Source organism: Sphingobacterium sp. JUb56, from assembly GCF_014191365.1.
Lineage (GTDB): Bacteria > Bacteroidota > Bacteroidia > Sphingobacteriales > Sphingobacteriaceae > Sphingobacterium > Sphingobacterium anhuiense.
The window spans coordinates 777,274-790,628 of sequence record NZ_JACHWL010000002.1 but is presented as its reverse complement, the minus strand read 5'-3'; the positions used below and the strand labels follow the sequence as shown (position 1 = coordinate 790,628).

General features: G+C 36.6%; 10 protein-coding genes. 6 read left to right on the top strand and 4 right to left on the bottom strand.

Annotation, left to right across the window (positions count from 1 at the left end):
• The first annotated feature begins 1 nt into the window (after position 1).
• The 5 genes from FHR29_RS22835 (at position 2) to FHR29_RS22815 (ending at position 7,880) form a co-directional block, all read left to right on the top strand.
• Entirely contained in the window at positions 2-2,350 is a 2,349-nt protein-coding gene (locus tag FHR29_RS22835; RefSeq protein WP_183917427.1) for a glycosyl hydrolase family 95 catalytic domain-containing protein, read from the top strand.
• Positions 2,351-2,412: 62 nt separating this feature from the next.
• Entirely contained in the window at positions 2,413-3,651 is a 1,239-nt protein-coding gene (locus tag FHR29_RS22830; protein ID WP_183917425.1) for a hypothetical protein, read from the top strand.
• Between the two features lie 83 nt (positions 3,652-3,734).
• Complete coding sequence (locus tag FHR29_RS22825) at positions 3,735-4,616, top strand: AraC family transcriptional regulator (protein WP_183917423.1); 882 nt, start codon at positions 3,735-3,737, stop codon at positions 4,614-4,616.
• A 22-nt stretch (positions 4,617-4,638) separates the two neighbouring features.
• Positions 4,639-6,372: a M64 family metallopeptidase gene (locus FHR29_RS22820; RefSeq protein WP_183917421.1), complete on the top strand. Its 1,734-nt coding sequence runs from the start codon at positions 4,639-4,641 to the stop codon at positions 6,370-6,372.
• Positions 6,373-6,431: 59 nt separating this feature from the next.
• Complete coding sequence (locus FHR29_RS22815; protein ID WP_183917419.1) at positions 6,432-7,880, top strand: hypothetical protein; 1,449 nt, start codon at positions 6,432-6,434, stop codon at positions 7,878-7,880.
• A 97-nt stretch (positions 7,881-7,977) separates the two neighbouring features.
• Here the strand turns inward: FHR29_RS22815 and FHR29_RS22810 are convergent, their stop codons facing one another.
• From FHR29_RS22810 to FHR29_RS22795, 4 genes are all read right to left on the bottom strand, one after another.
• On the bottom strand, positions 7,978-9,447 hold the full coding sequence (locus tag FHR29_RS22810; protein WP_183917417.1) for a glycine--tRNA ligase: 1,470 nt from the start codon (positions 9,445-9,447) through the stop codon (positions 7,978-7,980).
• Between the two features lie 130 nt (positions 9,448-9,577).
• Entirely contained in the window at positions 9,578-10,039 is a 462-nt protein-coding gene (gene bcp, locus FHR29_RS22805; RefSeq protein WP_183917415.1) for a thioredoxin-dependent thiol peroxidase, read from the bottom strand.
• Positions 10,040-10,075: 36 nt separating this feature from the next.
• Positions 10,076-11,797 carry a M23 family metallopeptidase gene (locus FHR29_RS22800; RefSeq protein ID WP_183917413.1) on the bottom strand — a complete coding sequence of 574 codons (1,722 nt, stop codon included), beginning with the start codon at positions 11,795-11,797 and terminating at the stop codon, positions 10,076-10,078.
• 5 nt (positions 11,798-11,802) lie between these two features.
• Entirely contained in the window at positions 11,803-12,414 is a 612-nt protein-coding gene (locus FHR29_RS22795; RefSeq protein ID WP_183917411.1) for a fumarylacetoacetate hydrolase family protein, read from the bottom strand.
• Positions 12,415-12,711: 297 nt separating this feature from the next.
• On the opposite strand from FHR29_RS22795, the gene FHR29_RS22790 reads away from it, so the two are divergent.
• Complete coding sequence (locus FHR29_RS22790; protein WP_183917409.1) at positions 12,712-13,350, top strand: DUF6266 family protein; 639 nt, start codon at positions 12,712-12,714, stop codon at positions 13,348-13,350.
• The last annotated feature ends 5 nt before the right edge of the window (positions 13,351-13,355 follow it).

The window sequence follows — 13,355 nt, the reverse complement described above, 5'->3', positions numbered from 1 at the left end:
AATGAAAGGTATAACAAAATCAACATTATTTGCGCTTGCAGCCATCACTTGCTTGCAGGCGCAAGCGCAAAAAAGAGACGCTTTAACCATGTGGTATGACAAACCTGCCAACCGCTGGGAAGAAACGCTTCCTTTAGGCAATGGGTTAATCGGAATGATGCCTGATGGGGGTATTCAGTCTGAATCATTGGTATTAAATGAAATTTCCATGTGGTCGGGTTCTGCCGAAGACCCTAATAATTATAACGCATATAAGAGTGTCAGTGAAATTCAGAAGTTATTGATCGCTGGAAAGAACAAAGAAGCAGAAGAACTGGTCAATAAGAATTTTGTCTGTAATGGCCAAGGATCTGCTTTCGGAACCGGAGCCAATGCACCTTTTGGTTGTTATCAGAATTTTGGATTTCTAAAATTCAATTTTAAACTAAGTGCTGAAGGTGTTTCAAATTATGAAAGATCCTTAAATATTGGCAATGCAACCGCGCAGACTTCCTTTACTGTAGGAGGAGTGGATTATAAGAGGACTTATTATACTTCTTTTGATCAAAATGTAGGTGTTGTACACTTAACTGCTTCAAAGAAAAAAAATATCAGTTTTGCTATTGCCTTAGAAAGAGCTGAAAATATTGATTCTTATCAAGTTAAAAATGGGGAGATTATTTTGCAGGGTTCTTTGCCAGATGGTAAAGGTGGCAAAAACTTACAGTTTGCGAGTAAAGTGAAGATTAGATTTAAGGGCGGAAAACTAACGGATGATGGTAAGCAATTGATCTTGACAGGTGCCGACGAAGCTACTGTTCTTTTTGCAGCGAGTACGAATTACTATGGAACTGATCCACAACAGGTGATCAGCCAGGATATCGCTACTGCTGAAAAAATAGCACAAGAAAAGCTCTATAGCAATCATAAAAAAGCATTTGCAAAGAAATTTGATCGTGTTGCTTTAACCATCGCAGATGATCAGACTAAGGTGAATATTCCGACTGGAAAACGTTTACAGCAATTTTTTGAAAATCCAGCCTTAGATAATGGATTGGCCGCATTATATTTTCAATTTGGCCGCTACTTGAGTATTTCAAGCACAGCTCCCGAACACAAGAATGCATTACCTCCAAATTTGCAGGGATTATGGGCACATCAGATTCAAACACCTTGGAATGGGGATTATCACTTAAACATCAATGCACAAATGAATCACTGGGGAGTGGAAGTAAGTAATCTATCTGAATACCATACCCCTTTTATTGCCCTGATCAAGCGTATTGCAAAGACAGGTGAAAAAACGGCTAAAGCTTATTACAATGCGCCAGGATGGGTCGTTTATATGATGACAAATGTTTGGGGTTTCTCAGCACCCGGAGAAAATGCATCTTGGGGGTCGAGTACAGCTTCAGGATGGTTATGTAATCACCTGTGGGAGCATTATCAATTTACTCAGGATAAAGCCTATTTAAAAGAAGTTTATCCTGTATTAAAAGGAGCAGCAGAGTTTTACGATTATATTTTAGTTAAGGATCCTAAGACAGGCTGGTTGGTTACTTCACCTTCAGTTTCTCCAGAAAATGGATTTCGTCTTCCAAATGGTGAAGTCGCTTCAGTAGTGATGGGACCTACAATTGATAACCAAATTGTTAGAGAACTTTATGGGAACTTGATTCAGGCGGATAGTCTTCTGCAATTAAACGATCCTTTTATTCAAAAGTTAAAAGATAAGTTGACACAGATTCCTCCAGCAGTAGTGGTAAGTAAAAGCGGCCGTGTGCAAGAATGGTTGGAAGATTATACTGAAATAGAACCAAAACATAGACACGTTTCACATTTATATGGATTATATCCGGCTCATTTCATTTCACCACAACAAAATAAAGAGTGGGCAGAGGCCGCGCGTAAAACATTAGAAGTAAGAGGAGATGAGGGTACAGGCTGGTCTCGGGCATGGAAGATTCTTTTCTGGGCAAGGTTGCAAGATGGTGACCATTCTTTAGAAATTTTAAGACAATTGCTCAAACCAGCTTTTGTGAATGAAACGACCTACCAAGGAGTCGGAGCAGGTACTTACCCTAATCTATTCTGTGCACATCCGCCATTTCAGATAGATGGTAATTTTGGCGGTTCTGCCGGAATTGCGGAAATGCTTCTTCAAAGCCATTCCGGATTTATTCACCTACTGCCGGCATTGCCAAAAGCATGGAAAGATGGCGCCGTAAAAGGATTGAAAGCTAGAGGAAATTATACGGTTGATATGACTTGGAAGAATGGGCAGATCACCGATTATAAAATAACGGGACCAAATAAAACTGTTGTTAAAGTATTAAATGGATCGACATACGAAAATTATAAAATAAAATAATTTATAAATAAAATTCTGTAAATTGGTTGTAGATTCATGATGAGTTTACAACCAATTTTTTTATGAACCAACCACTTTACTATTGTCTGATATGTTTCGTCTTTTTTATAAGTTCATGTCAGTCCAATCCAGAAAAAAAGCAGGAGAAAAAAGGAACACCAATTGTCTATAAAATTACGGGGTCTTTAAATCCCGAAGTAAATGGTACCGTTTATTTGCAAGATCACGATAATTCCATGCAGCAGTTTCGTCGAGCTAAAGTAGAACAAGGCAAGTTCGTTTTAGAAGGCGAGTTGGTCATTGATGCATTTTATGATCTGATCATCAGGTCCGATTCGGGAGCTGTGAAATCCTTTAATTATAGCACGCCCCTTTATGTGGAAGCTGATGCTGATTATGATGTTGCTATCAAGGAAAAAGGCGATCATTTTAGTCTTGAGGTAAAAACAAATTCATTGACGACAAATGAACTGATAGCATTCAATAAAAACAAAGAAAAAGTACAGCACGAATTAGATGAACAGCTTGCCAAATACAGCGACGAAACTGCTGCTTTGAATGCTAAACTCATGACCTTTAGCAGAGGACAAGAGTCTATCTATAATCAAACCATAGATAGACTTGAAGAAATAACAAAACAGTCGAATGAAATTCGGGCCAGCAAAGATGATAAAAGATTTTACGAAGAATATGTTTTGAATAGCAAACAAAAAGCATCATTTCTGATTCCCTATTCCTTTAAGTACATCAGCCTGAATAAGGAGAATTATAACGATTATGATCAAATTTTAGCACATTTAGATCCTGCTATTCAGAAACACCCACTTGTTAAAGCAGCTGTTGCAAAAGTAGATGAAGTCAAGAATTATTATGATAATATGCCTGTTTTTCCGGCTATTACTCCTCGTAATCTAAAAGGTGATTCTTTGAAGTTTGACCAGCTAGTAGATAAGAAAATGATAATTGTTGCGGTTTGGTCAAGTAAAGGCAAAAATTCAAAAATGGATTTACCGGTTTTAGTACGCAAAGAAGCCGAATTGAAAAAAATGGGTGTTGAAGTTGTGTATTTGACCGATGATGAAGATTATGAACGTTGGAGGGCAAGCAATCGACAAATCGGATTAGGAATGAACAGTTATTTGTTAAACGTAACCGATCGTGATTTTATCGAAAATAGCTATAATGTTATTGGAACCCCAAGGTACTTATGGCTGGATCCAAAATCAAGAACTGTTATTGAACTGGCAGGTGCAGATCCAACGTTACCAGATTTTATTAAAAATGTCAAGAATAAATTATAATACAATTTACGTTTATTGTCCGCTATAATGTTTAAATTTGAATAATTAAACAATATCTGTTTTTTTTGTAGCTATTTGTAAGAATGAAAATTGTTCAGTTTACCGTTCCTGTTCCCAATCAAGGTTCCGTTTGTGTACAAGAAGATCTGTTGGTTGAATTTTACAGCAACTATCATCGACATAAAGAAATCCAACTGACATACATTCTAAAGGGGGAAGGTACTTTTTTGATTGGCAATTTTACACATCAATTCAAACAAGATGAAATTTATATTGTAGATGCCGATGAACCGCATATGTTTCAACGATCTGAGCTAGTTCCTGATCCTGATTTAAAAGAGCAGATCCATGCGATTCATATATTCTTTGATTACGCCCGGTTTAAAGATTTCTTACAATTGCCGGAATTGACAGAAGTCCGTTCATTTCTAGAAAATATCAATGTAAGTAAAAAACTGGATGCTGCTTCAAATCCAGGGATCAAACGTAAGTTTTTACAGATTAATGAGACGGATGGGTTAGATCGTTTAACGGCATTTATGGGGCTTGTCGATTATTTAGCTGAAAAAGTAGATCTATGGATTTCACTTTATACAGGGATTCCTCAAAAAAAGTATTCTGACGCAGAAGGGATTCGCATTAATGATATTTTTCAGTATACATTTAAGCATTTTGAGAAAAAGATAGCCTTGGAAGATATCGCGGCAATTGCCCACATGACACCGCATGCTTTCTGTAAATACTTTAAAAAACACACCCGAAAAACTTATATTACTTTCCTCAATGAAATTCGCATTGAGCAAGCTTGTAAAATGCTGATACATGGTCTTTCTGAGAATGTATCGGATATCGCTTTTAAAACCGGCTTTAATAATGTGGTGAATTTTAATCGTGTATTTAAAAAAATCACGAAGGTATCTCCCAGTGAATACCTGATGCAGCACAAAATTAAAGACATGAACTAATACCTAATCAATACCTATCGTAATGAATATCAGATTACAGCATTTCCTTTTTAGTTTTATATTTTTATTTCTCCTGTTTCCCAATTGTTTTGCACAGCGATATGCGATAGACACGTTACAGTACCAAGGAACAGATCAAAAAGTTGTTAATCTTGTGATCCTGGGCGATGGTTATACACAGGCGCAGTTGCTGGATTTTGAAGAAGATGCAAAACGTTTCACGGATTACTTTTTTCAAACAGAGCCCTTTCGTCAGTACAGTAATTACTTTAATGTATTTGCGATTAAAACACCGTCTTTAGAATCTGGAGCTGTACATGATTGTACTGCCAGTGACTGTGTACACGGTAATACGGATTTGAGTCAATATCCAGCCCGCTTTAATAAGTTTACAAAAAAATATCCAGTTCCTATTGCATCACCTAATACCATCTTCGGAAGCAGTTTCGATAACGGAGGACTGCACCGGCTGGTGGTCCCGCAAAAGTATCAGGTTATCGAGCAAGTGTTAAAGGAGCATATTCCCAATTATACACAAGTTGTGATTTTGGTAAATTCTCCCTTTTACGGTGGTTCAGGTGGTAAGTATGCGACAGCAACCGTTAACTTTATGAGTAATGATATTGCTGTTCATGAGATCGGTCATTCTTTCTCTATTTTAGCCGACGAATATTGGGCAGGTAATCAATATGCAATTGAAGGTCCTAATCGTAGTCAGGAGTCTGATCCGACAAAGGTTCCATGGAAGCATTGGGTCGGGACACAAGGTGTTGGTGTATATTCTTACGGAGGATCAGGATCAAAGTCGACTTGGTTTAGACCACATGAATTTTGTAAAATGCAATACTTGGTGGCTCCTTTTTGTGCTGTTTGTCAAGAAGTTTTTGTAGAGACCATACATTATAAGACAAATCCAATTCTAGCTACCCTGCCAGTCGCGAGTAAACCCCTAGATGCAGATAGCATGTCTGTTTTCTCTTTAAAATTGTTAAAACCATCCCCCAATACACTTGAAGTGAAATGGTATCTTAATAATCGGTTAATTGATCAAAATATTGACTCTATTTATTTGAATATGGGTATGCTTGAAGTGGGGGTAAATGTATTAAAAGCGATTGTGAAAGATACAACTTCATTAGTTCGTATCCATTCTCATCAACAGCATGTTTATGAAACGGTATGGTCTATTAACAATAAAATGGACCGCACACTTGCAATGCCACTTTCAAACTGGGGCGATACGCTCGAGACCTGTTATAATGGCGGACAGGTACTATCCATAAAACATGCAAGTCGTGGATTGACTTACAATTGGTATAGCGAACATCAATTAACAGTTCCTTTCGCTACTGGATCGAATGTGAGTGTCAATAATATCCATGAATCTACTGTTTATTTCGTGGAAAGTATGTGGCAGGGCAAAAAATCTGAAAAAAAGAGAATATTAGTTAAAGTTTTTGATAAAGTTGAAAAGCCAAAAGGTGCGAAAGTACGATTCGATAAGAAGTTGAATAAAATTCGTGTTACTTTGAACGAAAAGATTGATGATCGTTACAATTACTTGTGGTGTAACGAAAATGGTACATTATTATATGAATGGGATGAGTTTAATGGCGAATATGTTTCTCCAAAAGGAAATAACAATGAATTACTGTTAAATAAATCGAATTCAAATTCAAAAATATATGTGCTAAAAGTTAATAAAACAACAACGTGCCGTAGTGAAAAGTTAGAGATTTTAATTTCAAAGTTTTAATACTTTACTTAAGTAGGTATCTTTAAGGTTATTTATATATTATAAACCATAGATATTTTATGAAAAAGAATGTTAAATTTAATTTTAACATATTTTCTCTCGTATTCATCTTTTTATTAGCCGTTGCTTCATCATGTCAAAAGAACAAGAAAATTTCAGATGAATTAGACGAAAATGTGTTCTCAGTAAAGTTCAAAATTAAAGATTTTGAAAGTATTGTATCGCCGCTTCAAAAGGCAAATGGCACTAGGAAATTAGTTTCTTCAAAAGCTTCTGTTAATTCTAAGGAAGAAACTTTATTTAAATGGGACTTCGATCTTGGAAATGCAGATCCTATTATTGCATTTAATCCGTTACCTGTTATTGATTATAATAATGGGAAAGTTGATTACGGTTTTACCGCAGGATGGCCTACTACAGGCAAATCAATTAGTTTTAGAGGGGTGGAGTCAATCCTTTTTAAACTTCCCGTACAGCAGATCGAATTGCTCAGTAATCTGAGTCTAGATGTGAATAGTTCTGGGACAGGTCCACGTGCCTTATTGATCGATTATTCGACCGATAAGGGTTCAAACTTTTCGAAATTGTCGGATACGATTCACTATCCTCTGGATTTAACAAGCACCGGTATATCAAAGCTCCCAATCTCTCAATCTCTGAATGCGATACCGGTTATGGGTAAAGAGGCCGTTTGGATACGTATACGTTTGTATTCCGGTAAACGCCCGCCTGGAAGCATTTATAATCCGACCAGCAGTACATTTAAACTTGATAATGTTTTGATTACTGGAGTTGTGAACGATACGGCATTACAAAACAAATTATATTATCATATTTATAATGCTTCAGGTAATGAACTGGTCAAACAGGGCGGTATCTCAGCAGCGGAAACTTTTGCGGTTGATCTGCCATTGGGGACATATTATTTGAGTGTACTGACAAAAAATTCCAATAGTCCTATCGTGTTTGCTAATAGTACCAATCGCAATGGATTTTATATCAGTAATTCATTTATGGAGAAGGAAGCCGAGATTTATGCCGTACGAGATACCTTTGAGGTTAAACAGTCTATAGAAAGGACATTGCTATTAAAACGTTTATACAGTGAGGTGAAAGTAGAGTTTACCGATATAGTTGATTTAAGTCATATTGATAGTATCCGAATACAGCAAAAGCATCCCGGCTTTTATTATTATCCCTTTAGTAACAGCAGCAACAGTCAGTTGGATGCGACTTTCTTGAAGATCGAACCCAATTTTACAGAGAATAATAAAAGTTTCTTTTTTAATCAATTTATGGGGTTTCATGATACAAATAAAACGATCAAGTATGAACTCACCGTTTACGAAAAGGGATCTGTTATTCGATCATTTGAATTAAAAAGTGAAGTTAAGAATAATATGCAGGTTCTTTTTAAGGGCTTATTATTAGAAGAAATCAATCCTGGACAAGGATTTATAATACGGAAGAATGAAAAATGGGATGGAAACGTCGATGTTGATTTTTAAAGTTAAACATCGACAACGTACGTTATTTAATTAAATTTCGAAACAAAAAAAGAGCTTGCTGTTCAACAGCAAGCTCTTTTTTTGTTTATTTAAGAGATTACAATACTTTTTTCAAAAGTGTGTTCCAACCAACTAGATCAGCAACAAATTTCTCTAAGTCTGCAATTGCTACACGTTCCTGTTGCATGGAGTCACGGTGACGGATCGTAACCATATTGTCTTCTAATGACTGATGGTCTACTGTGATACAGATTGGCGTACCGATTGCATCTTGACGACGGTATCGTTTACCAATTGAATCTTTTTCATCATACTGTACATTGTAATCCAATTTTAATACAGACATAATCTCACGTGCTTTTTCTGGAAGACCATCTTTTTTTGTTAAAGGTAAGATGGCCGCTTTAACAGGTGCAATTGCAGGAGGGAATTTCAATACGACACGTGAATCTTGCTTTTCAGGTGTTGAAAGATCTTCTTGAACCAATGAATTACATAGAACTGTTAAGAACAGACGATCTAAACCGATAGAAGTTTCCACTACGTAAGGGATATAGTTCTGATTGATCTCTGTATCAAAATATTGCATTTTTTTACCAGAGAATTCTTGGTGTTGTTTTAAATCAAAATCAGTTCTGGAGTGGATACCTTCAACCTCTTTAAATCCAAATGGGAAATTGAATTCAATATCTACTGCCGCATTCGCATAATGAGCTAATTTATCGTGATTGTGGTAACGGTAGTTATCAGGGTTGAAACCTAAAGCTAAATGCCATTTAAGACGAGTTTCTTTCCATTTATTGTACCATTCCATTTCTGTACCTGGGCGAACAAAAAATTGTAATTCCATTTGTTCAAATTCACGCATACGCATAATGAATTGACGAGCAATAACTTCGTTACGGAATGCTTTACCAATTTGAGCAATTCCGAAAGGAATTTTCATGCGGCCAGTTTTTTGAACATTTAAGAAGTTAACAAAAATACCTTGAGCAGTTTCGGGACGTAAGTATACTTGTTCAGCACCATCTGCCATAGCACCCATTTGGGTAGCAAACATCAAGTTGAACTGACGTACATCAGTCCAGTTTTTAGTTCCAGAAACAGGACAAACGATATTGTGATCTTCAATAATAGTTTTTAAACCAGCAAGATCATCAGCATTTAAGGCAACGTTCAATGCTTCTAATAGCGCAGCCGCTTTATCAGTTTTACCATCTGCTTCGTAACGCGCTATTTTATCTTCGATCAATTGATCGGCACGGTAACGTTTCTTAGAATCTTTGTTGTCGATCATGGGATCATTAAACCCGTCCACGTGGCCTGAAGCTTTCCAAGTCGTTGGGTGCATAAAGATCGCAGCATCGATACCGACAATGTTTTCATGCAATTGCACCATGGATTTCCACCAATAGGTCTTTAAATTATTTTTTAATTCAGAACCTAATTGACCGTAATCATAGACAGCACTTAAGCCATCATATATTTCACTTGATTGGAATACAAAACCATATTCCTTTGAGTGGGATACTATACTTTTAAAGAAGTCGTCTGTTTGTTTGCTCATAAGTAGCAAATATAAATATTAGTATTTAGATTTTAGATAGTCGTACTTAGATAATGATAATCGTGTGCAGGCCATGTATATAAATGCAAGTCCGCTAACTCTTTTATCATGATTCTAGTACTGTTAAGTATTATTTTATAAGATCGCGAATTTGTTGAGACGCATTCTTATTGTCCACCTTTTTAATGATGTGAGCAATATTTCCTTGTTCATCAATAACAAATGTTGTGCGTGCAGTTCCCATATACTTTTTACCGTACATGTTTTTTTCTACCCAAACACCATAATCATTGACAATTTTCTGATCTTCATCAACCAGTAATTGAAAGGGAAGTTCATGTTTGTTGATGAACTTTTGATGAGAAGCTTCTCCATCGATACTTACCCCGATAATTTCAAATCCATCTTTCTTTAAAGACTGATAATTATCTCTAAAATTGCAAGCCTCTGTTGTGCAACCTGGTGTATTATCTTTTGGGTAGAAATATAAAATCACCTTCGTTCCAATAAAATCTGACAAAGAAATATTTTCTCCATTTTGGTTCTTAGCCGTTATTGCAGGCGCTTTCTGTCCTATTTCTAATGTAGCCATATGTGTTATTAATTAATCTAATGAACAAGATACTGATTATCTGGTGAAACTTGCTTCATAAACTCTGACATTATCTTTCCAGTCTTTTACCTCGAGCTTAAAGCTATGTTTTCCGGATCCTAAAGTGGATTCGAAGTTATGCCAGATATGACGATTTTTTGGGTCATATTTCATCAGCACCCATTCGCCATCAATGTAAGCATTGAATGACTGTATACCCGATAGATTATCAGAAATGGTAAAGTCAATTTGCTTTTGTGCACTGACATTTTTATTGTTAACGAGATTACGGGCTGTGATGTTTGGAGCTATCGTATCAACGGCTACATAGAAGTCTCCAAAACTGCGTACCGATGCTGTTACTAAACCATTTTCATATTTTCCACCCTGTGCACCACCATCTGTTGAAACGAGAAGAGCCTTACTGTACAGTTCTTTCGTCAGGTCGGCAGTTGGCCTAATACTTAATGTGTAAGAGCCAAATACAGGCGTAAATTTATTATGGACGCGATGTAATTGAGAATAACCGTTGGCTGGTTTTTGACCCTCACTATAAGTAAAGTTTAAATTGTCATATAGCGTATTTTTGGGTATGCTTACTTTAACATTGTCTGCTTGGTAAATGTTGTCCAGTAGGAAGTTGAAGTATTTACCAGCGTTTGACGGATTGTTTTTGACTACATAGTTTGCATTTCGTTGCACTTCGAAATTTATTTCTGTGACATTGCCTTGAACATCTTTGACAACATACCGAACCTGATGTACTTTATCATCTTTAAGTTCCATAACACCGCTGTTGTCCAATTGTGCATAGATATCGATTGGATTTCCGGGTTGCTTAAAACTCTTTTGTACACGTACATTTGATTTTTTCCAATAAGGATAATCGATATAGGAATGGATAGCACGGGTCTTATCAAAAGGAATGGCTTCGAAGAGTACTGTACTGATATTTTTATTATCTAAAAATAATTCTATTGAATATACACCGTAAGTAAAGGAGATTCCTTTACGCCTATCTACGGTATTGATCCCTAAACCAAATTTACCATTAACAGGAATCGGTGAGCTACCGGCAAGACTATAATTTCCATTGGCCAATGCTTTTACAGTCTGATGTCTACGGGGTGTATTTTCATCGAAAATAGGATTGTCCAGATCATATAGTGTTACACCTCGTATTATAGGTTTAATACCATCTGGAAATGTAAGTCCAAAAAGTTGTGTGTTGAAAGGAAGCTGCTGTTTTGTATCGCGAATTTCAAAATGAAGATGTGGACCTGCAGATCCTCCTGTATTTCCTGAGTTTGCCAGAAGTTGTCCTTTCTTCAAATTGAACTGACCAGGTTTTAGAAATAGGTCGACGTCAAAACGTTTTTGTTTATACTGCTCTGCTTTTATAAAAGCATTGAGCTCATTATTGAAGCTTTCTAAATGTAGGTATACAGAAGTATAGCCATTTGGATGATCGAGGTATACGGAATTTCCTCCACCACCGATCTGTACACGAATACGCGAAACAAAACCGTCTGCAACGGCATATACAGGTATGTTTATTTTTTGTTGCGTCCGATAGTCATCACCGCCATGGAAATGTGTTGCTCTCAATTCTCCGAATGAACCCGAGGCTTGCGGAGCAATATCCATAGGCGGTCTAAAATAATTTTGAGGGTATTGACGATGTTTGATGATATCCTGTGCATGGAGTGTGTTGGAAACAAGCGCAAACATCCCGATTATTGCTGTTAATTTTTTCATAGACCTTACTTTATGGTGCAACTAAACATTTGTTTCTCACCAATAAAACCAACTAAAGTATCACCGATTACAACGGGACCAACTCCTGCAGGAGTACCTGTGTAAATAAGATCTCCCTTTCGTAAAGTAATGAACTTGGAGATATAAACGATCAAATCGTCATAAGAAAAAATCATATCTTTTGTATTTCCCTGCTGTACGGTCTCTTTGTTCTTTAGCAAGGAGAAATCAAGATTTTTAAGATCATCAATCTCTTCCTTTGGAATCAACGGGCTGATGACAGCTGATCCATCAAAAGATTTTGCTAACTCCCAGGGAAGACCCTTCTCTTTGTGTTTTTGTTGTATGTCTCGCGCTGTGAAGTCAATACCGAGTCCGATGGCATCAAAATATGTGTTTGCGAATTTTTGGCTTACATGTTTTCCTTCTTTACAGATGCGTAATACGATTTCCGCTTCATAGTGAATATCGTTCGAAAACTCTGGATAATAAAAGTCTTTGTTATCCTTCAATAAAGCGGTGTCGGGTTTCATGAATACAACGGGCTCTTGTGGGATAGGGTTGTTCAGTTCTTTAGCGTGGTCTATATAGTTACGGCCTATAGCAATGACTTTCATCTTGATCTTTCTTAAAGTAAAGCACCTGAATATATGCGTTGATGGTGCGGAATATACAAACTTAGCAAATGTAGAAAGTAATTCAAATTGATTCGGACCAGATACATACTTTATTCAAACTTAATGTAGGTATAACAGAGGGTTAAGAGAGGGTTAATAGAGGTATACCTCTATTAACCCCCTATAAATACTCACTAAAAGTTAAACAATACCTAAATTAATACTGAATATTGTATATATTTGGTATTGAGTTGGATAGGTGTGATTGGAAAACCAAGTTATCTATAAATAAAACCAATGGCAATTCAAGAGAACGGTCCTAATGGACTTTTTAAAGGCAAAGTGGGTTCTATCTATGCTTATGAACTCAATGGAAAAAATATTATTAGAGGTTCACGAAGAAAAAGTAATAAACCTCCTAGCGAAGCAATGTTAATGAACTGGCAGAAGATGAAAGTGGCTAGCACATTTGCTAAAGAAATGGTTGAATTGCTGAAATATGGATACCGCAATCTTTCTCCCAAAGGAAGTCGAATAGGTGCCTTTCAAATGGCACAGCGCCATATCTTAAAAGACGCCATGGAATTAGATGCCGATTGTAAATATTATGTCAATGTAGAAAAAGTATTTATTTTTAGAGGACCTCTGTCTTCTCCAGCAGGTTGCTCCGTTTCTAGGAAAGGAAATACACTATATTTGAAGTGGACAGTTATGCCTGAGTATAACACTAATTTTTATAAAATGAATTTTGGCCTTTTTAACTTGGATGGTTTATTGCAACTTGAAATTGGAGCAACGGAAGTCCATCGGGGAGCCTGCACAGTAACATTGAACAGCCACGCTGAAAATGGGGCGCCGATTCATATATATTTTGGAATTTGGGATTCTTTTAATGATTTACTTTCCGATTCGGTGTATTGCGGTATAGTTGAGTAGGAATT

Coding starts and splice junctions, on each gene's coding strand:
- FHR29_RS22820 (WP_183917421.1), top strand. CDS start 4,639: ATGAATATCAGATTACAGCATTTCCTTTTTAGTTTTATATTTTTATTT.
- FHR29_RS22800 (WP_183917413.1), bottom strand. CDS start 11,797: ATGAAAAAATTAACAGCAATAATCGGGATGTTTGCGCTTGTTTCCAAC.
- FHR29_RS22825 (WP_183917423.1), top strand. CDS start 3,735: ATGAAAATTGTTCAGTTTACCGTTCCTGTTCCCAATCAAGGTTCCGTT.
- FHR29_RS22810 (WP_183917417.1), bottom strand. CDS start 9,447: ATGAGCAAACAAACAGACGACTTCTTTAAAAGTATAGTATCCCACTCA.
- FHR29_RS22815 (WP_183917419.1), top strand. CDS start 6,432: ATGAAAAAGAATGTTAAATTTAATTTTAACATATTTTCTCTCGTATTC.
- FHR29_RS22790 (WP_183917409.1), top strand. CDS start 12,712: ATGGCAATTCAAGAGAACGGTCCTAATGGACTTTTTAAAGGCAAAGTG.
- bcp (WP_183917415.1), bottom strand. CDS start 10,039: ATGGCTACATTAGAAATAGGACAGAAAGCGCCTGCAATAACGGCTAAG.
- FHR29_RS22835 (WP_183917427.1), top strand. CDS start 2: ATGAAAGGTATAACAAAATCAACATTATTTGCGCTTGCAGCCATCACT.
- FHR29_RS22795 (WP_183917411.1), bottom strand. CDS start 12,414: ATGAAAGTCATTGCTATAGGCCGTAACTATATAGACCACGCTAAAGAA.
- FHR29_RS22830 (WP_183917425.1), top strand. CDS start 2,413: ATGAACCAACCACTTTACTATTGTCTGATATGTTTCGTCTTTTTTATA.